Genomic DNA, 24287 nt, shown 5'->3' on the forward strand with positions numbered 1-24287 from the left:
GATCGCGGGGCTGCTCGTCGGGATCGGTCGCCCGGTGGAGCGGTCCGGCTCAGCCGCCCGCGGGAACCGGTCCCGAGCTGGACCGGACCACCAGCGACGGCGGGTGCAGGAAGTGCCGGCCGGGCCGGGCCGAACCGATCCGGTCCATCAGCAGCCGGGCGGCGCGCCGGCCCATCCCCCGGGCGTCCTGGTCGACCGAGGTCAGCCCGACCGGGACCATCGCGGCCACCGGGGTGTTGTCGCAGCCGACCACCGACAGCTCCGCGGGCACCGGGACCCGGCGCCGGCGGAGCTCGTCGAGCAACCCGAGGGCGGCCACGTCGGCCCCGCCGTGCACCGCGGTCGGCCGTCGACGACGGCGCAGCAGCCGGCGCGCGGCCGCCACCCCGCCGGCCTGGGTCCAGGTGGTGTCCACCACGTCCGGACGCAGGCCGTGGTCGGTCATCGACGCGCGGTAGCCGGCCTCGCGGAAGGTCTCGGGCAGCCCCTCGACCCGGCTGACCCGCTGGGTGAGGAAGCTGACCCGCTGGTGGCCGAGCCCGACCAGGTGGTCGACGGCCAGCCGGGCGCCGAGGGCGTCGTCGCTGGCCACCGAGTCGTAGAGCGGGCCGCGGCCGTGCCGACCGAGCACCACGATGGGGATCCGCCGCGCCAGCGCCTCGAGCTCGTCGGTCTCCAGCCGCGGGGCCATCAGCACCAGCCCGTCCATCCGGTGGTCGATCATCGACTCGACCGCGCGGAGCTGCGCGGTCGGGCCGTCCCCGGCCAGCGAGATCAGCACCTGGTAGTCGGCCGCGTCGGCCGCGGCGCCGATCCCCTCGAGCAGCAGCCCGAAGAAGGGGTTCCACAGGTCGAGCGCGGAGACCCCGATCGTGTAGGTCGCCCCGCGCATCGCCCGGGCCCCCACCATCGGCCGGTAACCCAGCTCGTCGATCGCCCGCTGGACGCGTTCGCGCATCGCCGGGCTGCTGCCGTAGGCGTTGCGGAGCACCTTGGACACCGCGGAGGTCGAGACCCCGGCCCGCCCGGCGACGTCGACGATGGTCACCCGTCGCCGGGTGTCACGCGACGGCACCGGGGACGGTCCGCGGTCGGCCTCGAGGGTCACGGTGCAGAAGCGTACGAGCCGACGACGCCTCAGCCGTACAGCCGGGACTGCGGCAGACCGGGCGGCGCCGCCTCCAGCCAGCTGAGCAGACCGGTCAGCGAGTCCCCGCTCATGGCCAGCTGCCAGCGTCGCGCGGGCACCTCGGCGCGGTCCTCGATCTCGACCACCTGCTGCCCGGAGTAGAGCGCGACCGCCTCGGCGGGGTCGGGCGGGCGACTGGCCAGCACCCGGACGTCGCGGCGCGGGAACGCCTTGCGCGGCGCGAACCGGTAGGAGAAGAACCGGTACCACTCGAGCTGCTCACCCGAATAGCGCGCCACCCCCAGCGCCCAGCCGCCGCCACCGGTGGCCGCGCGCAGCCGCAGGCTGCACTCGAACGTGCCGCCCTTGCGGGACAGCCAGCGGCGTCGCAGCCCGAGGACGAGCAGCGCCAGGGCGGCGAACCCGATCAGGATCGCCACCACCTCGAAGGCACCCAGCCAGCCGGGAAGCACCGCTCAGACTCCTGCGCTGCTTGGACACCGGCCGGCCATACGGTGCCTCGCCCTATCTGGCCTTCTGCGCGGCGCGGAGCTGCGCGGTGGCCCGGTGGAGGTGCTGCTTGGTCTCTTCGCTCTCGTCCCCGGCGTCGAGCTTGGCGCGGGCGTCGGCGAGCTCGCGCTCGGCGTCGGCCACGCTCAGCTCCTGCGCCATCCGGGCGTACTCGCTGAGGATCGAGACCCGGTCCTGGCTGACCGAGATGAAGCCGCCGTCGACCGCGACGATCTCCCGGCTCCGCCCGTCGGGGCAGACGATCTCGACGCCACCGGGCACCAGCAGCGCCAACACCGGGCTGTGCCCGGGCAGGATGCCGATGTCACCGTCGACGGTCTTGGCGATGACCGACTCGGCCTCGCCGGACCACACCAGGGCCTCGGCGGAGACCACCTCGACCTGAAGGGGGTCGGCCATGATCAGGCGTCCTTCTCCATCTCCGACCAGCGCTTCTCGACGTCGTCGAGGGTGCCGGTGTTGAAGAACGCCTGCTCGGCGATGTGGTCCACCTTGCCGTCGCAGATCGCCTTGAACGAGTCGACGGTCTCCGAGACCGGGACCGTCGAGCCCTCGATCTGGGTGAACTTCTCGGCCATGTAGGTGTTCTGGCTGAGGAACTGCTGGATCCGCCGGGCCCGGTTGACGGTGACCTTGTCCTCCTCGGACAGCTCGTCGACACCGAGGATGGCGATGATGTCCTGCAGCTCCTTGTTGCGCTGCAGGATCGCCTTGACCTGGATCGCCGTGTCGTAGTGGTGCTGCCCGATGTACTGGGCGTCGAGGATCCGGCTGGTCGAGGTCAGCGGGTCCACCGCCGGGTACAGACCGCGCGAGGCGATCGCCCGGCTGAGCTCGGTGGTCGCGTCCAGGTGGGCGAAGGTGGTGGCCGGCGCCGGGTCGGTGTAGTCGTCGGCGGGCACGTAGATCGCCTGCATCGAGGTGATCGAGTGGCCGCGGGTCGAGGTGATCCGCTCCTGCAGCTGACCCATCTCGTCGGCCAGGTTGGGCTGGTAACCCACCGCGGACGGCATCCGGCCGAGCAGCGTCGACACCTCCGAGCCGGCCTGGGTGAACCGGAAGATGTTGTCGATGAACAGGAGCACGTCCTGGCTGGCGACGTCGCGGAAGTACTCGGCCATGGTCAACGCGCTCAGCGCGACCCGCAGCCGGGTGCCCGGGGGCTCGTCCATCTGCCCGAAGACCAGCGCGGTGTCCTTGAGGACCCCGGCCTCCTCCATCTCGTTGATCAGGTCGTTGCCCTCGCGGGTCCGCTCCCCGACACCGGCGAACACCGACGTGCCACCGAAGTTGTGGGCGATCCGGTAGATCATCTCCTGGATCAGCACGGTCTTGCCGACGCCGGCGCCGCCGAACAGGCCGATCTTGCCGCCCTGGACGTACGGGGTGAGCAGGTCGAGCACCTTGATGCCGGTCTCGAGCATCTCGGTCTTGGACTCGAGCTGGTCGAACTTCGGCGCCTGGCGGTGGATCGGCCAGCGCTCGGTGATCTCGATGGTGTCGGCCGGCACGTTGAGCACGTCACCGGTCACGTTCCAGACGTGGCCCTTGGTGATGTCCCCGACCGGGACGCTGATCGGCGCACCGGTGTCGTGCACCTCGGTGCCGCGGCGCAGACCGTCGGTCGGCTTGAGCGCGATGGCCCGCACCAGGTTGTCCCCGATGTGCAGCTCGACCTCGAGGGTCATGGTGGTGGTCTCGTCGCCGATGGTGGTGTCCACCGTCAGCGCGTTCATGATGTCGGGCATCTGGTCGGCGGGGAACTCCACGTCGACGACCGGGCCGATCACCCGGGAGATCCGTCCGACGCCGCCGCCCCGGGCCTGCTCGGTGTCCTGCTCGACGACTGCGGTCATCTCACTCACTCACTTTCTGCGCTGTCGGCCAGCGCGTTCGCGCCGCCGACGATCTCGGAGATCTCCTGGGTGATGCCCGCCTGCCGGGCCTGGTTGGCCTCGCGGGTCAGCCGCTCGATCAGCTGTTCGGCGTTGTCGGTGGCCGCCTTCATCGCCCGCTGCCGGGCGGCCAGCTCGGAGGCGGCCGCCTGGAGCAGACAGAACTGGATCCGGGAGGCGACGTAGAGCGGCAGCAGCTCGTCCAGCACGGTGTCGGCGTCGGGCTCGAACTCGTACAGCGGCAGGATGTCGCCCTTCTCCGGCGGCTCCTCCCCCTCCACGACCTCGAGCGGGAGCAGCCGGATGACCTCCGGCCGCTGGGTCAGCATCGAGACGAACCGGGTGTAGACGACGTGGATCTCGTCCACCCCGCCCTCCTCGGTCGGCGTGTTGAACCGCTCGATCAGCGCGTCGGCGATCTCGCGGGCCGCCGCGTAGGTCGGCGCGTCCGAGAACCCGCTCCAGCTGCCGGCCACCTCGCGGCGCCGGAAGGCGTAGAACTGGGCGGCCTTGCGACCGGCGAGGAACGGCACCACGTCCTTGCCGTCCTCGTGCAGCGCCTGGGTCAGCTGCTCACCCTGCCGGAGCACGCTCGAGGAGTAGGCCCCGGCCTGACCGCGGTCGGCGGTGATCAACAGCATCGCCGCCCGGGTCGGGTTCTCCGGCTCGGTGGTCAGCGGGTGGTCGACGTTGGAGAACGTCGCCACCGCCGACACCGCACGGGTCAGCTCGCGGGCGTACGGCTCGGCGGCGCGGGCGCTCCGCTGGGCCTTGATGATCCGCGAGGCGGCGATCAGCTCCATCGCCCGGGTGATCTTCTTGATGTTGGAGACGGAGGCCCGCCGCTCCCGGAGCTCGCGCAGACTAGCCGGCATCAGCCATCACCTCCGCTGCTTGACGATCTGCTCTTGCTCGACGTCCTCGTCCGGCAGCGCCTCGTGCTCCTCGCGTCCCGGCAGCAGCTTGCCGTCGGAGGTCTGGAAGCTCTGCTTGAAGGTGTCGATCTCCTTGGTCAGCGCCTCGGCGGTGGCGTCGTCGAAGACCTTGGTGTTGCGGATGTTGGTGAGGATCTCGGTGTTGTGCCGGAGGTGCTCGAGCAGCTCGTTCTCGAACCGGAGCACGTCGTCGACCGGGACCTCGTCGAACTTGCCGTTGGTGCCGGCCCAGATGCTGACCACCTGGTTCTCGACCGGGTAGGGCGAGTACTGCGGCTGCCGGAGCAGCTCGTAGAGCCGGGCACCGCGGTCGAGCTGGCGCCGGGTGGTGGCGTCGAGGTCGGAGGCGAACATCGCGAACGCCTGCATGTCCCGGTACTGGGCCAGGTCGATCTTGAGCGAGCCCGAGACGCCCTTCATCGCCTTGATCTGCGCGGCACCGCCGACCCGGGACACCGAGATGCCCACGTCGATGGCCGGCCGCTGGTTGGCGTTGAACAGGTCCGACTGCAGGAAGATCTGGCCGTCGGTGATCGAGATGACGTTGGTCGGGATGAACGCCGAGACGTCGTTGGCCTTGGTCTCGATGATCGGCAGACCGGTCATCGAGCCGCCGCCGAGCTCGTCGGAGAGCTTGGCGCAGCGCTCGAGCAGCCGCGAGTGGAGGTAGAAGACGTCGCCGGGGTACGCCTCGCGGCCCGGCGGGCGGCGGAGCAGCAGCGACATCGCCCGGTAGGCCTCGGCCTGCTTGGAGAGGTCGTCGAAGACGATCAGGACGTGCTTGCCCTGGTACATCCAGTGCTGGCCGATCGCCGAGCCGGTGTAGGGCGCGACGTACTTGTAGCCGGCCGGGTCCGAGGCCGGAGCCGCGACGATGGTCGTGTACTCCAGCGCACCGGCCTCCTCGAGGGCGGCCCGGACGCTGGCGATGGTCGAGCCCTTCTGGCCGATCGCGACGTAGATGCAGCGGACCTGCTGCTCGGGGTCGCCGGTCGCCCAGAACTCCTTCTGGTTGATGATCGTGTCCACCGCGACCGCGGTCTTGCCGGTCTTGCGGTCACCGATGATCAGCTGCCGCTGGCCGCGCCCGATCGGGGTCATGGCGTCGATCGCCTTGATCCCGGTCTGCAGCGGCTGGCGCACCTCCTGGCGGTCCATCACGCCGGCGGCCTGGAGCTCGAGGGCGCGCCGGCCCTCGATGTCGGTGATGTCACCGAGCCCGTCGATCGGGCGGCCGAGGGCGTCCACCACGCGACCGAGGTAGCCCTCGCCCACGTCGACGCCGAGGATCTCCCCGGTGCCGCGGACGGTCGAGCCCTCCTCGATGCCCTCCGACTCGCCCATCACCACGACGCCGATCTCGCGGACGTCGAGGTTCAGCGCGATGCCGGTGGTGCCGTTCTCGAACTCGAGCAGCTCGTTGGCCATCGCCGAGGGCAGGCCCTCGACCCGGGCGATGCCGTCGCCCGAGCTCACCACGGTGCCGACCTCCTCGGTGGCGGCCGCGTCCGGGTGGTAGTTCTGGACGTAGGCGTCCAGCGCCTCCCGGATCTCCTCCGGGCGGATCGTCAGTTCAGCCATCGCGTTGCCCTGCTCCCTGTACTCGGTCCTGCCGTGCTCACTGCTCTGTCTTCTGCTGTGCTCGCTGCTCGAGCCCGGCGCGCCGGGAGCCGAGCCCCCGCGCGACCAGTCTTACCCGTCAGCCGAACTGCCGACGCGCGTCGGCCAGCCGGCCCGCCACCGTGCCCTCGATGACCTGGCTGCCCATCTCCACCCGGACCCCGCCGATCAGGCCCGGCTCGACGATCTCCTGGATCGTCACCTGGCGCCCGGCCTGCCGGGTCAGCGTGCGGGCCAGCCGCTCGCGCTGTTCCCCGGTCAGCGGCCGCGCCACCCGGACCACCGCGATGGTCCGGTCGCGCATCTCCGCGGCGAGCTGGACGTAGCTCTCCAGCGTCCAGGCGAAGTTGCGCTCGCGTGCCCGGATCGCCCGCTTGGCCAGCAGCACCGTGGCGCCGCCCACCTTGCCGCCGAGCAGGCTGTCGACCAGCCCCTCCCGGCGCTCGATGCTCGCCGTCCGGTCGGTGATCGCAGCGCGCAGCGCCGGGTCGCCGTCGACCACACGGCCGAACCGGAACAGCTCGTCCTCCACCGAGTCCAGTCCGCCCCCGGCCTCGGCGATCCGCAGCTGGGCGCGGACGCCCTGGCGCTCGATCGTGTCGGCCAGGTGCCGACCGCTGTTCCAGCGCTGCCCGGCCGCCTCCGCGAGGACCCGGGCCGCCGGCTCGCTCACTCGGCTGTCGAACAGCGCGTGAGCCAGCCCGGTGCGCTGGGCGTCGGGCAGGTTCGGGTCGGTCAGCGCCCGCTTGAGCGCCGGCGACCGGTCGAGGCTGTCGACGAGCGCGAACAGCTCGCCCGGCAGCCCGTCGGCCACCGGGAGGCCGTCGAGCACGCGGTCGACGGCCTCGGTGCGGCCCGGCTTCTCGGCGCTCATCGGTGTGCGGACTCCTCCGGCTGCTGGGTCGGACGGCCGTCCTCGTGGCTCTCCAGCTCGCTGAGGAACCGGTCGACCGTGCGACGGGCGCGCTCGTCGTCGTCGAGCGACTCCCCGACGATCCGGCCGGCGAGGTTCGTGGCCAGCCCACCGATCTCGGCGCGCAGCTGGGAGACGACCTGGTTGCGCTCGGCCTCCATCTGGTTGTGCGCGTTCTGCACGATCCGCGCGGCCTCGGCCTGGGCCTGCTCGCGCATCTCGGCGATGATCCGGCCGCCCTCGGTCTTGGCGTCCTCGCGGATCTTGGCCGCCTCGCTGCGCGAGGAGGCCAGTTGCGCCTGGTACTGCTCGAGCGCCGCCTGGGCCTCGCGCTGGGCGCGCTCGGCCTTCTCGATCCCGCCCTCGATCGCCTCGGTGCGGGCCTGGTAGGTCGCCTCGAACCGCGGCACCACCGCCTTCGAGATGATCACGGTGAGGATCAGCACGAAGACGACCGCGGCGATGATCTCCGACAGGTGCGGGAGGAGCGGGTTCTCGCCGGCCATCGGGACGACCAGCGGGATGATCGCGTCGTTCATCGGAGCGGTCCCGACGTCACTGACCGACGAAGCCGAAGACGAAGGCCAGGGCGATGCCGATGATGGCCAGCGCCTCGGTCAGCGCGAAGCCGATGAACGCAGTGCTGAGCATCGCGCCGCGGGCCTCGGGCTGGCGGGCGGTGCCCTGGATCACGGCGGCGAAGATCAGGCCGACGCCGATGCCCGGGCCGATGGCGCCGAGGCCGTAGCCGACGATGCCGAGCGAGCCGACGATTTCCATGGGAGTCATGCTGTGTTCCTTTCGGGATCCACGAGGTGTGAACCTGACTGGGTGGTGGCTGCGGTGGGTGGAGCGGTCGGTGGGTCAGTGCTCCTCGGACGAGGCCGAGGAGATGTACTGCGCGGTGAGCACGGTGAAGATGTAGGCCTGCAGGATCTGCACGAAGATCTCCAGCGCGAAGATCGCCATGCTGAAGATCAGCGAGGCGCCACCGGCGACCTTGTTGATGATCGGCTCGGACTCCACCAGCAGGTACTCGCCGCCGAGCACGAAGACCAGCACCAGCAGGTGCCCGGCCAGCATGTTGGCGAAGAGTCGCAGCGACAGGGTGATCGGCCGGACGATGATGTTGGAGAAGAACTCCAGCGGGATCACGATCGGCAGCATGTAGCCGGGCACCCCCGGCGGCATGGTCACGTGCTTGAGGTAGCCGAGCGGCCCGAACTTCCGCAGCCCGATCGCGTTGTAGAGGATCCACACCATGCCGGCCAGGCCGTAGGCCCAGCCGACGTGCGAGGCGGTGGGGAGCAGGGTCAGCGGGAAGATGCCCCAGAGGTTGTTGACCAGCACGAAGCTGAACACCGCGATGAGGAACGGCAGGTACTTGCGGAACTCGTGGCCGATCATGTCCCGGCCGATCGAGTCCCGCAGGAAGAAGTAGGCGGACTCGCCGACGAACTGACCCTTGCTCGGGACCAGCTTGTTCTTCCGCGCCATCACCAGCCAGAAGATGCCCACCAGCAGGAAGGCGACCAGCGCCTGGAGCAGGTAGCGGTCGACCCAGGCCGGGGCGCCGGGGAACAGCGGCGGGAAGTCGAAGCTCTGGACACCGGGCGGCTCGTAGCCCTCCATGGGCACCAGCAGAGGGATCAGCAGCCCCATCAGAACCCCTCCCCCCTCGTGTTCCGGTCCGTGTGCGTCGTCGGTCGTGTCATCGGTCGCGGTCCGGTGGCGGACCCGGGTCGGCCGGCGGTGTCCCGCGGCGTCCCAGCGCCCCGAACCGGTGGATGATCAGGTAGCACCCGAGCCCCGCACCGATCACGATCCCGATCGGGGTGAACAGGTGCCGGGTGCCGGCGAGATGGTCCACCAACCAGCCGGCACCGCCCCACAGGAGCACGCCGGAGATGAGGTAGGAGAGCACGATCGAGGCCTGGTCGAGCCCCTGCGTCTGCGCTCGGTTGAGCTCCCGACGGGCGCGGTGCGCACGGTCGGCACGGGACTCCGTCGGGGAGCCCGGAGGAGAGATCGCCATGGCGTGTCACACGGTAGCAGTCAGACTGAGAGACGCTCAGTCCGCTCACCGCTGCCCTCCTTCCCTGCTCGTCCCCGACGACGCGTTCGCGTCGGCGCCCTGCTCGTGGTCGTCCCCGGAGCCCTCGCCGGGACCGACGTACTCGGTGTCGTAGGCGCTGATCCGCAGTCTGCGGAAGGTCAGCACCTCGCTGGTCAGCCACCCGACCACCACCAGCACGGTGGTCAGGAAGACCGCCATCGGCTCGATCGCGGTCCAGCTGGTGCGGTGCCGGCTGACGGTCAGCAGGATCGCGCCGAGGATGATCACCCGGAACGTGTAGCTGGTCATCGAGACCATCAGCAGCGTCTTGGCGTCCGCGTTGGCGAACAGCATGATGAGCAGCTGCCCGACCACGTAGAAGAACAGCACCATCGCCGCCGCCAGACCGGCCGACAGCAGACCCTTGACCCCGTCGAGCGCGGTGAAGATGATCAAGGCCAGCACCGTCGCGACCAGCCCGCCGATCAGCCCGCCGACCAGGAGTTTGCGCGCTCGGACGACGTGCACGCTCGGCCCGGGTTGGTTCCGGACTGGGGTGGTGTCAGTCGTCATGACGGCGGCTGTCCTCGTCTTCACGGTGGTGAACCGTGTCACTCGTGCGGGTTCCGAAGGAACCCGTCGCGGGCGGGGTGTCCGAGGAAACTAGCACAGGAACACGGGCCGCTGCGAACTCGCGCAGCGACCGCCCTGAGGGCCGGCGGGAGGGGTCACCGGGCGGGTCACCGGGCGGTCTGCCGGTCGCTCCGGGCCGGGCGGCCGAGGGTGAGGATCGAGAGCACCACCGCGACCACGACCAGCCCGCCGACCACCGGGATGCCGACCCGCAGGCTCTGCACCCGGCCGAGCGCGATCACCCCGAAGCTGACCAGCGCCGACCACACGTACATCAGCACCACCGCCCGACGGTGGCTGTGCCCGCGCTCCATCAGCCGGTGGTGCAGGTGCTGCTTGTCGGCCACGAACCACCACTTCCCGGCGTAGGTCCGCCGGATGAAGGCCAGGGTGAAGTCGAGGAACGGCAGGAACAGGGTGGCCAGCGGCAGCACCAGCGGCAGATAGGCCGGGACCAGCCCGCCGTCGGTGTTCTCCAGCTGCGAGCTGTCGATCTGCCCGGTCAGGGTGATGGTCGAGGTGGCCAGCAGGAAGCCGAGCAACAGCGCGCCCGAGTCGCCCATGAACATCCGCGCCGGGAAGAAGTTGTGCGGCAGGAAGCCCAGGCAGGCGCCGGCGATGGCCACCGTGATCAGGCTCGAGGTGGTGGCGCGGACCAGGTGCTGCTCGACGTAGAGGTAGTAGGAGTAGGCGAAGAACGCGAACGCCCCGATGCAGACCACGCCGGCGGCCAGGCCGTCGAGCCCGTCGACGAAGTTGACCGCGTTCGAGCAGAGCACGATGAAGAAGACGGTGATGGCGATCGAGGCGGTGTCGTCGAGGCTCACCGTCCGGTTCTGCAGCGGGATGTAGAGCATCTTCACCCCGAACGCGACGACGATGCCGGCGGCCAGCACCTGCCCGGCGAGCTTGGCCAGCGCGTTGAGCTCGAAGAGGTCGTCGAGCACCCCGACCGCGCAGATCACCAGGGCGCCGATCAGCACCGTCCGGGAGTCGTTCTGCAGCACCGCCTGACGGCCAAGGAACGGCAGGTGGTGCGCGACCAGGAACGCCGCCGCGACCCCGAACAGCATCGCCACCCCGCCGAAGTACGGCATCGCCACTGTGTGCACGTCGCGGTCGCGGACCCGGGCGACCGCGTTGATGCGCAGCGCGATCCGCCGGCAGAGCCCGCTGACCAGGAAGGTGGTGGCGGCGGCGATGGCCAGCACCAGCAGGTACTCACGCACCCGAGGTGGCCTCCGGAGCCGGGGTCCCGGCTGCGGTCTGCGGCTCGGCGTCGGTCTCCGCGGCGTCGGTCTGCGCGGGGTCGTCGGTCTGCGCGGGGTCGGTCGAGGTCGCCGTCCGCGCCGGCGGCTGGAGGGTGAACCGGGCCCGGTCGGGCCGGGCGGCAGGCGGGGCGAGCTCCGGCTCGGGCAGCCCGACGACGTCCGGGCAGACCTCGCGGAGCTGCTCGAGGCTCAGTGCCCCGAGCCGGAGCACCTGCCCGGTGACCAGCTGGGTGAAGTCGACCATGGTCGACGGCGGACGTCCCTCGTCGCCGAGCCGGCCACCGTCGAGGTAGACGCTGACCCGGTCGCCGAGCATCCCGATGGCCTCGTCGCAGTCGAGCGCGGCCGGGCTCCCGCTGGCGTTGGCGCTGCTGACCGCCATCGGCCCGGTGCGCCGCAGCAGGCTGCGGGCCAGCTCGTGGTCGGGCACCCGGAGCGCGACCGTACCGTGGGTCTCCCCGAGGTCCATCCGCAGACTCGGGTGAGCCCGCAGGATCACGGTCAGCGCCCCCGGCCAGAAGGCCGCGGTCAGCTGCTCAGCCGCCTCCGGCACCTCGTCGACCAGCGCCCGGACCTGACCGGCGTCGGCGATCAGCACCGGCGGCGGCATGTCCCGTCCGCGGCCCTTGGCGTCGAGCAGCCGCTGCACCGCCTTGGCGTCGAAGGCGTCCGCGCCGATGCCGTAGACCGTGTCGGTGGGGAGCACCACGCACTCCCCCGCCTCGACCGCGCGCCGGGCTGCCTCGGCGGCCGGCTCGATCCGGTCGGAGTCGGTGCAGTCGAAGCGCGCCCAGCCGGTGACCTCCGGCGTCGGCTCGCTCGCGTCCTCGCCCGCATCCTCGCCCGAGGCTTCACCCTGTTGCTCGCCCGAGCCGTCGCCCGGGTCGGCGGGACGGGGGTCGTCGGCGTCCGCGATCGCGGGGGCGCCAGCGTCGTCGGCGTCCGGTTCACTCACCCGGCCCATCCTGCCACCGCGACACCCCACCCTCCTGAACGCGACGGGCGGTCGTCCAGCGCGGCCGGTCGTTGAGGTCGCGGTGGTCGCGGACGTCGGTGAAGTCGCCGGTCCGGGCGAACACCGCGGGCGCGGAGCGCCCCTGGACGTCGGCGTGCTCGCAGCCGACCACGCCACCCGGCCGGAGCAGCCGGGCGGCCACCCGCGCCACCACCCGGATCGCGTCCAGGCCGTCGGGTCCGGAGAACAGCGCGAGCGCGGGATCGTGGTCGCGGGCCTCGACCGCCACCGACTCCCAGGCCTCGAGCGGGATGTAGGGCGGGTTGGCGGTCACCACGTCGACCGTCCCGTCGAGCTCGGGAAAGGCGTCGGCGAGATCCCCGATCCGCAGGTCGACGGCCCGGCCGGCCAGGTTGCGGGCCGCGTAGGCCGCCGCCTCCTCCGACAGCTCGACGGCGTGCACGCGGGCCCCGGGCACCTCGTCGGCCAGCGCGGCGGCGACGGCGCCGGACCCGGTGCACAGGTCGACGACGACCGGGCGTTGGCGTCCGGCGCAGGCCGCGATCGCCCACCCGGCCAGCAGCTCGGTCTCCGGCCGGGGCACGAAGACGCCCGGCCCCACCGCCAGCTCGACGTGCCGGAACCAGGCCCGACCGGTGAGGTGCTGCAGCGGTTCGCGCGCGGCGCGGCGGGCCAGCAGGACGTCGAACGCCGCGGCGTCGGCCGGTGCGACCGCGGAACGGAGCAGCAGGGCGGACGGCTCGACGCCGAGCACGTGGGCCAGCAGCGTCCGGGCGTCGTGCGCGGCCGACCCGGCGTCGATCCCGGCGGCCACCAGCCGGGCTCGGGCTTCGCGGAGCAGCGGCTCGATCGGGACCCCGGACACGACCGACGATCGTAGTGCCGCCGCCGGTCCGGGGTCGGCCGCCGGAGGCGGAAATTAGCCGTGCTAACGTCCGAGATCCCCGGCGGGTCTGAGCGCCGGCTGAACGTCGACGGAGAGGTTCGGGCCATGAGCGCTGCCGGGAGCACACCGGCCACCACCGAGCAGGGCCACCGACCGCGGCGGAACATCGCCATCTGGTTCTTCGGCGCCCTCGGCGGCATCCTCTGGGGCTACGACACCGGCGTGATCGGCGGCGCGCTGCTGTTCATCGGCCGCGACATCAGGCTGGGCCCCCTGGTCGAGGGCATGGTGGTCAGCGGGCTGCTGCTCGGCGCGATGATCGGCGCGCTCTCGGCCGGCCGGCTCTCGGACAGCCTGGGCCGCAAGAAGCTGATCGTGTCGGGCTCGATCGTGTTCGTGATCGGCACCATCGGTGCCGCGCTGTCGGTGAACGCGCCGATGCTGATCGCCTTCCGGCTGGTCATCGGGCTCGGCGTCGGGATCGTCTCGGTGGTCGTCCCGATGTACCTCAGCGAGCTCGCCCCCAAGCACATCCGCGGAGGGTTGTCCTCGCTGATGCAGCTGATGGTCACCACCGGCATCTTCGTGGCCTACCTGGTCGACTTCGCCTTCTCCGGCGGCGGGCTGTGGCGCTGGATGATCGGGCTCGGTGTGGTGCCGGCCGCGCTGCTCTTCGTGGGCATCCTCACCCAGCCCGAGAGCCCGCGCTGGCTGATCGGCGCTCACGACCGGGTGCGCGACGCCGACGCCAGGGCGCGGGAGACGCTGACCCGGCTCCGCGGCAGCGAGCAGGCGGCCGACGCCGAGATCGAGGAGATCAAGCAGAGCGTCGCCAAGGAGGAGGCCGAGACCCAGCCGCTGCGGCTGACCGACCTACTGGCGCCGCGGCTGCGGCTGCTCTTCGTGATCGGTGTGCTGCTGGTGTTCTTCCAGAACTGGGGCGGGATCAACACGATCATCTACTACGCCCCCACGCTGCTGAAGAACGTCGGCTTCAGCGACCAGCAGTCGATCATCGCCAACGCGGCCATCGGACTGCTCAACATGCTGATGACGCTGCCCGCGATGCGGCTGATCGACCGCGCCGGCCGCAAGCCGCTGCTGATCTTCGGTGCGGCCGGGATGTGCGTCGGGATGCTGTTCCTCGGGATCACCACGCTGCTCGGGCTGACCAGCGGCCGCACCTCGGGTGCGATCGCCATCACGCTGATCGGCATCGCGCTCTACATCGCCTCCTTCGCGATCAGCTGGGGTCCGGTGCAGTGGGTGATGCTGCCCGAGCTGTACCCGCTGCGGATCCGGGCCGGCGCGATGGGCATCTGCACGACGCTCAACTGGCTGTTCAACCTGGCGGTCGCGCTGCTGTTCCCGAGCCTGCTGGCCAAGTTCGGGGCCGGGCCCAACTTCCTGTTCTTCGCGCTCACCACCCTCCTGGCGCTGATCTTCGCCTGGCGGCTGCTGCCCGAGACCAAGGGCAAGAGCCTGGAGGAGATCGAGGCGCAGCTGAGCCTCGGCGGCGACGGACAGCGCATCGGAGAGGCGGCCTCGTCCCGAAGCTGACCTCGTGCCCGAACTGCCCGAGGTCGAACTCGCCCGCGCCACCGTCGACCAGCACGCCCTGAACCGGAAGATCGCCGACGTCGACGACCACGACGAGTGGGAGTGCCGGCCGCACCACCCCGGTGACCTGCGGACGGCGCTGGTCGGACGCCGGCTGACCGCGGCCCGGCGTCGCGGCAAGTCGATGTGGTGCGAGACGTCAGGCACCGGTCGGTCGCGCACGCCCGGTCCGCTGCTCGGGCTGCACCTCGGGATGAGCGGACGCATCATCGTCACCGACCGGCGCGGGAAGCCGAGCGAGGGCGGCGACCGGCTCGGCCGGTTCGCCACCGCCGTCGAGCAGATCGAGCGCAAGCCGGTCTGGGTCCGCTTCACGCTGGTCTTCGAGGACGGCGGCAAGCTGATGCTCTTCGACAAGCGGCGGCTGGGCCGGGTGCGACTCGACCCGGACCTCGACGCGCTCGGCCCGGACGCCGAGGAGGTCGGGGTCGCCGAGTTCCGCGAGCGGTTGAGCCGGGGCACCGCGCCGGTGAAGGCGCGGCTGCTCGACCAGTCGGTGATCGCCGGCGTCGGCAACCTGCTGGCCGACGAGACCCTCTGGCGGGCGCGGATCAGCCCGCAGCGCCGCGTCGACACCCTCGACCGCGACGACCTCACCACGCTGCACAAGGCGCTGCACCGGGCGACCAAGGCGGCCATCCGGCACGGCGGCGTCCACACCGGCGAGGTGATCGGCTTCCGCCGGGCCGGGGCCCACTGCCCCCGCTGCGGCGCCGAGATGACCCGCGCCACCGTCGGCGGCCGCACGACCTGGTGGTGTCCGCAGGAACAGCGCTGACGCCCTCCCCCGCACCGACACCGGCCCTTCGACGGGTCAGGGCACGGCCCCTTCGACAGGCTCAGGGCACGGGCCCTTGTAGGAGCTCAGGGGCCGGGCGTCAGGAGGCGGGAGTCGAGAGCCGGGCGGCGGTGTCGGCTTCCTGCAGGGCGCTGATCACCGGCTGGAGCTCACCGTCGAGGACGGCGTCGAGGTTGTGGGCCTTGAAGCCGATCCGGTGGTCGGCGATCCGGTTCTCCGGGTAGTTGTAGGTGCGGATCCGCTCGGACCGGTCGACGGTGCGCACCTGGCTCTTCCGGGCGGCCGAGGCGGCTGACGCGGCCTCCTCCTCGGCGGCGGCGAGCAGCCGCGAGCGGAGCATCCGCATCGCCTGCTCGCGGTTCTGCAGCTGGGACCGCTCGTTCTGGCAGGACACCACGATCCCGGTGGGCAGGTGGGTGATCCGGACCGCCGAGTCGGTGGTGTTGACACCCTGGCCGCCCGGGCCCGAGCTGCGGAACACGTCGATCCGCAGGTCGTTCTCGTCGATCGCGACCTCGGTCTCCTCGACCTCGGGCATCACCAGCACGCCGACCGCCGAGGTGTGCACCCGGCCCTGCGACTCGGTCACCGGCACCCGCTGCACCCGGTGCACGCCGCCCTCGAACTTGAGCACGCCGTAGGGCATCTGGTCGGGCTCGCCGACCGCGGGTGCCTTGACCGCGACGGTGACCGACTTGTAGCCGCCGAGGTCGGTGTCCTGGGCGTCGAGCACCTCGACCTTCCAGCCCCGCGACTCGGCGTAGCGGGTGTACATCTTGAGCAGGTCGGCGGCGAACAGCGCCGACTCCTCACCGCCCTCGCCGGACTTGATCTCGATCAGCGCGTCGCCCGAGTCGTTGGGGTCGCGCGGCGCCAGCAGCCGGGTGAGCCGTTCGGTCACCGCGTCGAGCTGACCACGGAGCGTCTCGGCCTCGGCGGCGAACGCCGGGTCCTCGGTGGCGAGCTCCCGGGCCGCGGCCAGGTCCTCGGTCAGCCGATCGTAGCTGTCCAGAGCGGTGACGATCGGGGTGAGCTCGGCGTAGCGCCGTCCGACCCGACGCGCCCGGGCCACGTCGGTGTGCAACTCCGGGTCCGCGAGCCGGGTCTCCAGCTCCGCGAACTCCGCGCGCAACGGCGCCGCCGACTCGAACACCGCACTCCTTCCCGCACCGGGCCGGCCGCACCCGGAGGCGGAGCCGGCCGCTCAGACAGAAGGGGCCGGGATCTCATCGATCCCGGCCCCTCCGTCACGAGCTCACTTCTTCTTCGCGTACCGCTTCTCGAACCGGGCCACCCGGCCACCGGTGTCGAGGATGCGCTGCTTGCCGGTGTAGAAGGGGTGGCACTGCGAGCAGGTCTCGGCGCGGATCACGCCGTCGGCCGCCGTCGAGCGGGTGGTGAAGGTGTTCCCGCAGGTACAGGTGACGGTGGTCTCCCCGTACGCCGGGTGGATGTTCGACTTCATGCTGTCTCCTCGGTGCTTTCTCGGCCCGGGTCCTCGAACGGTCGAACGAGGTGAACCGGTGCCAGCGGACCAGTGTGCCCCAGCGCGGCTCCCGCGGCCAAACCGACGTCCCCGCCGACCCGACCCGGGTGCCGCCCCGGATGCTCACCCGGCACAACGCCGGGTGAGCGCCGATATTCCCGGCGACTCTCCCGCGGACTCAGTCCGCGGTGCCCGGCATGGTCCGGGTGATCGCCATCAGGAACTCGTGGTTGTTGTGGGTCTTGCGCAGCCGGTCGAGCAGCATCTCGAGCGCCTGCTGGCCGTCGAGCCCGGACAGCACGCGGCGGAGCTTCCAGATGATGGCCAGCTCCTCCTTGCCCATCAGCAGCTCCTCGCGACGGGTGCTCGAGGCGTCGACGTCGATGGCCGGGAAGATCCGCTTGTCGGCGTACTCGCGACGCAGCCGGATCTCCATGTTGCCGGTGCCCTTGAACTCCTCGAAGATCACCTCGTCCATCTTCGAGCCGGTCTCGACCAGTGCGCTGGCCAGGATGGTCAGCGAGCCGCCGTTCTCGATGTTGCGCGCCGCGCCGAAGAACTTCTTCGGCGGGTACAGCGCCGCCGAGTCGACGCCACCGGACAGGATCCGGCCGGACGCCGGGGCGGCGATGTTGTAGGCCCGCCCGAGCCGGGTCATCGAGTCGAGCAGCACGACCACGTCGTGGCCGAGCTCGACCAGCCGCTTGGCCCGCTCGATGGCGAGCTCGGCGGCGGTGGTGTGGTCGTCGGCCGGCCGGTCGAAGGTCGAGGCGATGACCTCGCCCTTGACGGCGCGCTGCATGTCGGTGACCTCCTCGGGGCGCTCGTCGACGAGCACGACCATGAGGTGGACCTCGGGGTTGTTCTCGGTGATCGCGTTGGCGATCTGCTGCAGCACGATCGTCTTGCCGGCCTTGGTCGGCGAGACGATCAGGCCGCGCTGGCCCTTGCCGATCGGGCTGATCAGGTCGATGATCCGCGTGGTCAGCACGTTCGGCGTGGTCTCCAGCCGCAACCGCTCCTGCGGGTACAGCGGGGTCAGCTTGCCGAACTCGGCACGGTTCTTGGACTTCTCAGGGTCGTCGCCGTTGACGGTCTCGATCCGGACGAGCGGGTTGAACTTCTCCTTGCGCTCGCCGTCCTTCGGGGTGCGGATCACGCCGGTGACCACGTCACCCTTGCGCAGGCCGTACTTCTTGACCATCGAGAGCGAGACGTAGGCGTCGTTCGACCCCGGCAGGTAGCCGCTGGTGCGGACGAACGCGTAATTGTCGAGCACGTCGAGGATGCCGGCCGCCGGGACGAGGACGTCGTCCTCGTTGATCGTCGGCTCGGACTCGAACCGCTCCATCCCGCCGCCACCGCTGCCGTTGCGGCCCCGGCGGTTCTGCCGGTCGCGGCTGCGCCGGCGCCGGCCGCGGCGCCCGCCGCCGAAGTCGTCGTCGTCGCGCGAGTCGTTGCGGGAGTCGTTCCGCTGGTCGTTGCGACCCTGCTGCTGATCGTTGCGACCCTGCTGCTGATCGTTGCGACCCTGCTGCTGATCGTTGCGACCCTGCTGCTGATCGTTGCGACCCTGCTGCTGATCGTTGCGACCCTGCTGCTGATCGTTGCGACCCTGCTGCTGATCGTTGCGACCCTGCTGCTGATCGTTGCGACCCTGCTGCTGATCGTTGCGACCCTGCTGCTGATCGTTGCGCTGACCGTTCCGGTTGCGCCGACCGCCCTCGCGCTGCTGGTCACGGCCCTGGTCCTGACGACCCTGCTGGTCCTGGCGCTGCTGGTCCTGGCGCCCCTGGTCCTCGCGGGCCTGCGGCTGGTGGTCCTCACGAACCTGCGGCTGGTGGTCCTCGCGGGCCTGCGGTTGGTGGTCCTCGCGGGCCTGCGGCTGCTCACGGACCACGGTCTCGGTCGGCAGCGCGGCCTGGACAGCGCCGGCGGGCGCGCCGCTGCCGTGCGCGCCGTGGCTCGCGCCGTTGCCGTTGGCCTCGCCGTGGCTCGCGCCGTTCCCGGCATGGCCGTTCGAGGTCCCGGTGGCACCGTCGGTGGCCGGGCCACCGTTCGACGGGCGGCCGCCGCCCTGCGCACCGCGGATCGCGTCGATCAGCTGCGGCTTGCGCATCGCGCCGGTGCCCTTGAGGCCCAGCGAGCTCGCGAGCTGCTTGAGCTCGGGCAGGACCATGGCCTCGAGGCCGGAACCCTTCCGCCGTCGTCCCGCGGTCGGGGTGCCGGTCACTTCGGCTGTTTCTGTCACGTACGTCCTTTCGGGGATGGGCATCCAACTGCCCTGGAGCCGCTCCTGGAGATGAGCAGGCGTTCCGAGGTCGATGGGCGTCACGTCACGAGACGGACTGCACATACCGGGGTGGGGCCCGCGACTCGCTCCGGCGGGATCCCGGTGCCAGACGGAATCAGTGCGGGAGACGATCCACGGATCATTGCGCCGGACCTCTGCGGCGCGAGCTCGGGACCTCGTGGAATGAACTCGCCGCTGTGCGGCTGCCACACGTCCCTTTCTCGTTCTCAAGATTAGCACTGTGCGATGGCTCCGTGTCCAAGACCGCACGCGGGACCCGCCGGGAAACCGCGCGGCGAGCGGGCCACAGCCCGGTCTCAGACCACCTCGACCACGGTGGCGTCACGCCCGACGGCGACGTCGACGGTGCGGAATCCGGTGCTGTCCACCGCCGCCGACCGGGCCAGCTGCTCGGCCGTGCCCAGCACCAGCACCGTCGGCCCCGCGCCGCTGATCACCGCGGCACAGCCCCGGACCCGGAGCGCGGCGAGCAGCGCGGCCGAGGCGGGCATCGCCGCACTCCGGTAGTGCTGGTGCAGCCGGTCCTCGGTCGCGGCGAGGAGCAGGTCCGGCCGGCGTCCGAGCGCCTCGACGAGCAGCGCGGCCCGGGCCGCGTTGGCCGCCGCGTCGGGGTGCGGGACGGTCGGCGGCAGCAGCCCGCGGGCGGCCGCGGTCGAGACCGGCGTCGCCGGGACGTAGAGCCGGGCCGCGACGTCGGGGTGCACGGACGGTCCGACCACCTGCACCGGTCCGGCTCCACGGTCGGTCCCGCGGTAACAGAGGGTGAAGCCACCCCAGAGCGCCGCGGCGACGTTGTCGGGATGGCCCTCGATGGCGTCGGCCGGTCCGATCCAGCGCTCGGGACGGGTGTCCGCGCCGGCCAGCGCGGCCGCTCCCAACAGTCCGGCCACGATCGCCGCCGAGGACGACCCGAGCCCGCGTCCGTGCGGGATCGTGTTCGTCGCGGTCAGCCGCAGACCCGGCACCCGGACCCCGAGCAGGTCGAGCGCGCGGCGCGCGGTGGCCAGCACCAGGTGGGTCTCGTCGACCGGGACGGCGGCCGCTCCCTCACCGTCGACCACCGCGCTCCACCCGCCGGGGACCACCTCGAACGTGCAACGGTCGCGCCAGTCGAGGGCCAGGCCGAAGGCGTCGAACCCGGGCCCGAGGTTGGCGCTGGTGGCCGGCACCTCGACCACGGCCCGCCGGCCCGGCTCGAGCTCGCCCACCGCGAGCGGGCCCGGCTCAGAGCTCACAGGCCTCGGCGACCGCCGATAGCGCGGGAGCGACGACCTCGGCCTCGATGGTGCCCTTGGCGGCCAGCGCGGTGTCGATGTCCTTGAGTCCGTGCCCGGTCACGGTGACCGCGATCCGCAGCCCGGGATCGAGCTCACCCCGTCCGTGGGCGGCCAGCAGGCCCGCCACCCCGGCCGCCGAGGCCGGCTCGACGAAGACGCCCTCCTCGCCGGCCAGCAGGGCCTGCGCCTGGAGGATCTGGTCGTCGTCGACGGCGCCGAACCGGCCGCCGGACTCGGTCCGGGCGGCGCGGGCCAGCTCGGCCGAGGCGGGACGTCCGATCCGGATCGCGGTGGCCACGGTCTCCGGGCGGTCGACCGGTGCGCCGTGCACCAGCGGGGCGGCGCCGGCGGCCTGGAAGCCCCACATCTGCGGGGTCCGGGTGGCCAGGCCCTCCCGGGCGTACTGGGTGTAGCCGCGCCAGTACGCCGAGATGTTGCCGGCGTTGCCGACCGGGAGCGCGTGGATGTCGGGGGCGTCGCCGAGCTCGTCGACGATCTCGAAGGCCGCGGTCTTCTGCCCCTCGAGCCGGGCGGGGTTGACCGAGTTGACCAGCGCCACCGGGTAGTGGTCGGCGAGCTGGCGGGCCAGCGACAGGCAGTCGTCGAAGTTGCCGTCGACCTGGACCACGTGCGCGCTGTGCATGACCGCCTGGGCCAGCTTGCCGGCGGCGATCCGGCCGGCCGGGAGCAGCACGATCGGGCGCATCCGGCCGCGGACGGCGTAGGCGGCGGCCGAGGCCGAGGTGTTGCCGGTCGAGGCGCAGACCACCGCGGTGGCGCCCTGGCCCTTGGCCACGCTGGCCGCGACCGCCATCCCGCGGTCCTTGAACGAGCCGGTCGGGTTGGCACCCTCGACCTTGAGGAAGACCTCGGCGTCGAGCATCCGGGACAGCGTGGGTGCGTGCACCAGCGGGGTGTCGCCCTCGCCCAGGGTCAGCACCGGGTCGCCGGGACCGATCGGCAGCCACTCGCGGTAGCGCGCGATCACGCCGCGGCGGGCCGCGGTGGCGGGGCGGGCCGTCGTCATCTCACTCACCTTCGACTCGCATCACGCTGGTCACCTCGGACACGACATCCAGTCTGCGAAGAGCGTCAACCGTGGCGCTCAGGGCGGCGTCGGTGGCCCGGTGGGTCACGATGACCAGCTGGGCGTCACCCTCGCGGCCCTGCTGCCGGACGGTCTGGATCGACACGCCGTGCTCGGCGAAGCAGTGCGCGATCGTGGCCAGCACGCCGGCGACGTCGGCCACGGCCAGCGACAGGTGGTAGCGGGTGACCACGTCACCGATGCCGGTCACCACCCGTTGCGCGTAGCTCGACTCCCCCGGCCCGGAGGCGCCGCGGACCCGGTTGCGGGCCACGGTGACGAGGTCGCCGAGCACCGCGCTGGCGGTCGGCGAGCCGCCCGCGCCGGGGCCGTAGAACATCAGGCGACCGGCGAACCGGGACTCGACGAACACCGCGTTGTAGGCCCCGCCGACCCCGGCCAGCGGGTGGCTGCGCGGGATCATCGCCGGGTGCACCCGGACCGACACGGTCCGTCCCGGGCCGGTGCCGTCGGGCCGCCCGCCGTCGGAGAGCTGGCAGATGGCCAGCAGCTTGACCACGCAGCCCATCTCGCGGGCCGAGGCGATGTCGGCCGCGGTCACCTCGGTGATGCCCTCGCGGTGGACGTCGCCGATCCCGACCCGGCTGTGGAAGGCCAGGCTGGACAGGATGGCGGCCTTGGCCGCGGCGTCGAAGCCCTCGACGTCGGCGGTCGGGTCGGCCTCGGCGTAGCCGAGCTCCTGGGCGTCGGCGAGGGCCTCGGCGAACCCGGCGCCCTCGGTGTCCATCTTGTCGAGGATGAAGTTGGTGGTGCCGTTGAGGATGCCGATCACCGCGGTCACCTCGTCACCGACCAGCGACTCGCGCAGCGGCCGGACGATCGGGATGGCCCCGGCCACCGCGGCCTCGTAGTAGAGGTCGGCGCCGGCCCGCTCGGCCGCGTCGTAGAGGGTGGCGCCGTCCTCGGCCAGCAGCGCCTTGTTGGCGGTGACCACCGAGGCCCCGGAGGCCAGCGCGGTCAGGATCAGGGTGCGGGCCGGCTCGATCCCGCCGATCACCTCGATGACCAGGTCGATGTCGGTCCGGCTGACCAGCGTCTGCGCGTCGGTGGTGAACAGCGCCGGGTCGATCCCCGGGCGCTCCTTCCCGGCGCGGCGGACGGCGATGCCGACCAGCTCGAGCGGGCGGCCGATCCGGGCGGTGAAGTCGTCGGCCTGGGCCAGCAGCAGCCGGACCACCTCGCCGCCCACGGTCCCGCAGCCGAGCACGGCGACGCGCAACGGCGGGAGCGAGCCGGGATCGGACGGCGGAGTCATCGGGCAGACCTCACGGACGGGCCGGCCTCGGGATCGGGCCGGTGCGGCGGACGAGCGCCGCCATTGTGGCCCATCCGCGACCCCCGATCAGCCGACGTCCAGCATCAGCCGACGTCGAGCCCGAGCAGGTCGTCGAGGGTCTCGCGCCGGACCAGGGTGCTGATCACGCCGTCGCGGACCGCGACCACCGGCGGCCGCGGCACGTGGTTGTAGTTGCTGGCCATCGAGTGCGAGTAGGCGCCCGAGGCCGGGACCGCGACCAGGTCGCCGGGGGCGATGTCGGCGGGCAGGAACTCGTCGCGGACCAGGATGTCGCCGCCCTCGCAGTGCTTGCCGACCACCCGCGACAGCGCCGGCGGCGCGTCCGAGCGGCGCGAGGCCAGGGTGGCGGAGTACTCGGCGGCGTAAAGCGCGGTGCGGATGTTGTCGCTCATCCCGCCGTCGACGGCGACGTAGAGCCGGGTGAACCCGCCGTCGAGCCGGACCGGCTTGACCGTGCCGACGGTGTAGAGCGCGAACCCGGCCGGGCCGCTGATGGCCCGTCCGGGCTCGATCGACAGGTGCGGCACCTCGAGCCCGAGCTCGGCGCACTGGGCGGTGACGATCGACCGCAGCCGCTCGGCCAGCGCCGCCGGGGTGGAGGGGCTGTCGGCGCTGGTGTACGCGATCCCGAAGCCGCCGCCGAGGTCGAGCTCGGGCGGGGCCACCCCGGTCGCGGCGACGTGGTCGGCCTGCAGCCGCAGCGTCCGCCGGGCGGCCACCTCGAAGCCCTCGGCGTCGAAGATCTGCGAGCCGATGTGCGAGTGGATGCCGACCAGCGACAGCCGCGGATGATCATGGATCCGGCGCAGGGCCTCGGCGGCCGCGCCGCCGGCGATCGAGAACCCGAACTTCTGGTCCTCGTGCGCGGTGGCGATGTACTCGTGGGTGTGCGCCTCGACCCCGGTGGTCACCCGCACCATCAGCCGCGGGGTGACGTCGGCGAACCGCGGGTCGGCGACCAGCGCCTCGATCCGGTCGATCTCGTCGTGGCTGTCGACGATGATCCGGCCGCGCACGGCCACTCCGGACTCAAAGGCGGTGACCAGCTCGGCGGTGCTCTTGTTGTTGCCGTGCAGCCCGATCGTCGCCGGGTCGACGCCGGCGCGGAGCGCCACCGCCAGCTCTCCCCCGGTGCACACGTCGACCCCGCAGCCCTCCTCGGCGACCCAGCGGGCCACCGCGGTGCAGAGGAAGGACTTGCCGGCGTAGTAGACCCGGCAGCCGGCGAACGCCTCGACGAAGGCGCGGGCGCGGGCGCGCAGGTCGTCCTCGTCGATCACGTAGGCCGGGGTGCCGACCTCGGCGGCGATCCGGGCCACGTCGACCCCGGCCACGGTGAGCACGCCGTCGGCGTCCTTGGCGACATGGGCGCTCCACAGTTTCGGCAGCAGCGCGTTGACGTCGTCGGGCACCGCCAGCCAGCCCGGGGCACGCGAGCTGACGTCGGCGTGGATCGAGCCGGCGACGTGGGTGTGGGTCACCCGACCAGCCTGCCAGGGCCGGTCCGGATTCGGGCTGAGCGACTGATGGCTGGTACTGTC

24 protein-coding genes are annotated in these 24287 nt (G+C 71.9%); 2 read left to right on the top strand and 22 right to left on the bottom strand.

Features of this window, described 5'->3' with window-relative positions:
• Positions 1-49: 49 nt before the first annotated feature.
• The 15 genes from FHX74_RS15745 to prmC all read right to left on the bottom strand — a co-directional run bounded on the left by FHX74_RS15745 (position 50) and on the right by prmC (position 12824).
• Complete coding sequence (locus FHX74_RS15745; protein ID WP_220484057.1) at positions 50-1108, bottom strand: LacI family DNA-binding transcriptional regulator; 1059 nt, start codon at positions 1106-1108, stop codon at positions 50-52.
• Positions 1109-1137: 29 nt separating this feature from the next.
• On the bottom strand, positions 1138-1602 hold the full coding sequence (locus tag FHX74_RS15750) for a DUF2550 domain-containing protein (RefSeq protein WP_328823858.1): 465 nt from the start codon (positions 1600-1602) through the stop codon (positions 1138-1140).
• Between the two features lie 52 nt (positions 1603-1654).
• The gene (locus tag FHX74_RS15755; RefSeq protein WP_182561149.1) at positions 1655-2059 is read right to left on the bottom strand and encodes a F0F1 ATP synthase subunit epsilon; all 405 of its coding nucleotides are present in this window, start codon (positions 2057-2059) and stop codon (positions 1655-1657) included.
• 2 nt (positions 2060-2061) lie between these two features.
• Positions 2062-3516 (bottom strand): F0F1 ATP synthase subunit beta, encoded by a 1455-nt coding sequence (gene atpD, locus FHX74_RS15760; RefSeq protein WP_182561150.1) that lies wholly within the window; start codon positions 3514-3516, stop codon positions 2062-2064.
• Positions 3517-3521: 5 nt separating this feature from the next.
• Positions 3522-4430: a F0F1 ATP synthase subunit gamma gene (locus tag FHX74_RS15765; protein ID WP_182561151.1), complete on the bottom strand. Its 909-nt coding sequence runs from the start codon at positions 4428-4430 to the stop codon at positions 3522-3524.
• A 6-nt stretch (positions 4431-4436) separates the two neighbouring features.
• Positions 4437-6071, bottom strand: coding sequence for a F0F1 ATP synthase subunit alpha (gene atpA / locus FHX74_RS15770; RefSeq protein WP_182561152.1), 1635 nt, complete (start codon positions 6069-6071; stop codon positions 4437-4439).
• A gap of 118 nt (positions 6072-6189) precedes the next feature.
• Positions 6190-6984 carry a F0F1 ATP synthase subunit delta gene (locus FHX74_RS15775; RefSeq protein ID WP_182561153.1) on the bottom strand — a complete coding sequence of 265 codons (795 nt, stop codon included), beginning with the start codon at positions 6982-6984 and terminating at the stop codon, positions 6190-6192.
• Positions 6981-7529, bottom strand: a complete 549-nt coding sequence (locus FHX74_RS15780; protein ID WP_407941495.1) for a F0F1 ATP synthase subunit B — start codon at positions 7527-7529, stop codon at positions 6981-6983. The genes FHX74_RS15775 and FHX74_RS15780 overlap by 4 nt, the downstream gene beginning before the upstream one ends.
• Before the next feature lie 49 nt (positions 7530-7578).
• On the bottom strand, positions 7579-7812 hold the full coding sequence (gene atpE, locus FHX74_RS15785) for an ATP synthase F0 subunit C (protein ID WP_182561155.1): 234 nt from the start codon (positions 7810-7812) through the stop codon (positions 7579-7581).
• A gap of 75 nt (positions 7813-7887) precedes the next feature.
• Positions 7888-8676, bottom strand: a complete 789-nt coding sequence (atpB, locus tag FHX74_RS15790) for a F0F1 ATP synthase subunit A (protein ID WP_407941497.1) — start codon at positions 8674-8676, stop codon at positions 7888-7890.
• A gap of 58 nt (positions 8677-8734) precedes the next feature.
• Positions 8735-8947, bottom strand: a complete 213-nt coding sequence (locus tag FHX74_RS20775) for an AtpZ/AtpI family protein (protein ID WP_328823859.1) — start codon at positions 8945-8947, stop codon at positions 8735-8737.
• A 156-nt stretch (positions 8948-9103) separates the two neighbouring features.
• Positions 9104-9652: a hypothetical protein gene (locus FHX74_RS15800; RefSeq protein ID WP_182561158.1), complete on the bottom strand. Its 549-nt coding sequence runs from the start codon at positions 9650-9652 to the stop codon at positions 9104-9106.
• Between the two features lie 167 nt (positions 9653-9819).
• Positions 9820-10941, bottom strand: coding sequence for a glycosyltransferase family 4 protein (locus tag FHX74_RS15805; RefSeq protein ID WP_182561159.1), 1122 nt, complete (start codon positions 10939-10941; stop codon positions 9820-9822).
• Positions 10934-11938, bottom strand: coding sequence for an L-threonylcarbamoyladenylate synthase (locus FHX74_RS15810; protein WP_407941492.1), 1005 nt, complete (start codon positions 11936-11938; stop codon positions 10934-10936). The genes FHX74_RS15805 and FHX74_RS15810 overlap by 8 nt, the downstream gene beginning before the upstream one ends.
• A complete protein-coding gene (gene prmC, locus FHX74_RS15815; protein ID WP_328823860.1) occupies positions 11931-12824 on the bottom strand; it encodes a peptide chain release factor N(5)-glutamine methyltransferase in 894 nt (297 codons plus the stop codon). The genes FHX74_RS15810 and prmC overlap by 8 nt, the downstream gene beginning before the upstream one ends.
• Before the next feature lie 126 nt (positions 12825-12950).
• On the opposite strand from prmC, the gene FHX74_RS15820 reads away from it, so the two are divergent.
• Together FHX74_RS15820 and FHX74_RS15825 are read left to right on the top strand one after the other, a co-directional pair.
• Positions 12951-14405, top strand: coding sequence for a sugar porter family MFS transporter (locus FHX74_RS15820; protein ID WP_182561161.1), 1455 nt, complete (start codon positions 12951-12953; stop codon positions 14403-14405).
• Positions 14406-14409: 4 nt separating this feature from the next.
• Positions 14410-15243: an Fpg/Nei family DNA glycosylase gene (locus FHX74_RS15825; RefSeq protein ID WP_182561162.1), complete on the top strand. Its 834-nt coding sequence runs from the start codon at positions 14410-14412 to the stop codon at positions 15241-15243.
• A 100-nt stretch (positions 15244-15343) separates the two neighbouring features.
• On the opposite strand, the gene prfA is transcribed toward FHX74_RS15825, so the two are convergent.
• The 7 genes from prfA to lysA all read right to left on the bottom strand — a co-directional run bounded on the left by prfA (position 15344) and on the right by lysA (position 24227).
• Complete coding sequence (gene prfA / locus FHX74_RS15830; RefSeq protein WP_182561163.1) at positions 15344-16417, bottom strand: peptide chain release factor 1; 1074 nt, start codon at positions 16415-16417, stop codon at positions 15344-15346.
• Positions 16418-16519: 102 nt separating this feature from the next.
• A complete protein-coding gene (rpmE, locus tag FHX74_RS15835) occupies positions 16520-16729 on the bottom strand; it encodes a 50S ribosomal protein L31 (RefSeq protein WP_182561164.1) in 210 nt (69 codons plus the stop codon).
• Positions 16730-16928: 199 nt separating this feature from the next.
• Entirely contained in the window at positions 16929-18929 is a 2001-nt protein-coding gene (gene rho, locus FHX74_RS15840) for a transcription termination factor Rho (protein ID WP_235970850.1), read from the bottom strand.
• A 431-nt stretch (positions 18930-19360) separates the two neighbouring features.
• Positions 19361-20299 (bottom strand): homoserine kinase, encoded by a 939-nt coding sequence (gene thrB, locus FHX74_RS15845; RefSeq protein ID WP_328823861.1) that lies wholly within the window; start codon positions 20297-20299, stop codon positions 19361-19363.
• Entirely contained in the window at positions 20289-21368 is a 1080-nt protein-coding gene (gene thrC, locus FHX74_RS15850) for a threonine synthase (protein WP_182561166.1), read from the bottom strand. Before thrC ends, thrB begins: the two co-directional genes overlap by 11 nt.
• 1 nt (position 21369) lies before the next feature.
• Complete coding sequence (locus FHX74_RS15855; protein WP_182561167.1) at positions 21370-22704, bottom strand: homoserine dehydrogenase; 1335 nt, start codon at positions 22702-22704, stop codon at positions 21370-21372.
• A gap of 104 nt (positions 22705-22808) precedes the next feature.
• A complete protein-coding gene (gene lysA / locus FHX74_RS15860; RefSeq protein WP_182561168.1) occupies positions 22809-24227 on the bottom strand; it encodes a diaminopimelate decarboxylase in 1419 nt (472 codons plus the stop codon).
• Positions 24228-24287: the final 60 nt, after the last annotated feature.

The sequence above is a fragment of the Microlunatus kandeliicorticis genome (assembly GCF_014137855.1).
Taxonomy (GTDB): Bacteria; Actinomycetota; Actinomycetes; order Propionibacteriales; family Propionibacteriaceae; genus Microlunatus; species Microlunatus kandeliicorticis.

Coding starts and splice junctions, on each gene's coding strand:
- FHX74_RS15820 (WP_182561161.1), top strand. CDS start 12,951: ATGAGCGCTGCCGGGAGCACACCGGCCACCACCGAGCAGGGCCACCGA.
- FHX74_RS15800 (WP_182561158.1), bottom strand. CDS start 9,652: ATGACGACTGACACCACCCCAGTCCGGAACCAACCCGGGCCGAGCGTG.
- FHX74_RS15775 (WP_182561153.1), bottom strand. CDS start 6,984: ATGAGCGCCGAGAAGCCGGGCCGCACCGAGGCCGTCGACCGCGTGCTC.
- atpD (WP_182561150.1), bottom strand. CDS start 3,516: ATGACCGCAGTCGTCGAGCAGGACACCGAGCAGGCCCGGGGCGGCGGC.
- rho (WP_235970850.1), bottom strand. CDS start 18,929: ATGGTCCTGCCCGAGCTCAAGCAGCTCGCGAGCTCGCTGGGCCTCAAG.
- atpE (WP_182561155.1), bottom strand. CDS start 7,812: ATGACTCCCATGGAAATCGTCGGCTCGCTCGGCATCGTCGGCTACGGC.
- FHX74_RS15780 (WP_407941495.1), bottom strand. CDS start 7,529: ATGGCCGGCGAGAACCCGCTCCTCCCGCACCTGTCGGAGATCATCGCC.
- FHX74_RS15765 (WP_182561151.1), bottom strand. CDS start 4,430: ATGCCGGCTAGTCTGCGCGAGCTCCGGGAGCGGCGGGCCTCCGTCTCC.
- FHX74_RS15855 (WP_182561167.1), bottom strand. CDS start 22,704: ATGACTCCGCCGTCCGATCCCGGCTCGCTCCCGCCGTTGCGCGTCGCC.
- atpA (WP_182561152.1), bottom strand. CDS start 6,071: ATGGCTGAACTGACGATCCGCCCGGAGGAGATCCGGGAGGCGCTGGAC.
- rpmE (WP_182561164.1), bottom strand. CDS start 16,729: ATGAAGTCGAACATCCACCCGGCGTACGGGGAGACCACCGTCACCTGT.
- FHX74_RS15755 (WP_182561149.1), bottom strand. CDS start 2,059: ATGGCCGACCCCCTTCAGGTCGAGGTGGTCTCCGCCGAGGCCCTGGTG.
- thrC (WP_182561166.1), bottom strand. CDS start 21,368: ATGACGACGGCCCGCCCCGCCACCGCGGCCCGCCGCGGCGTGATCGCG.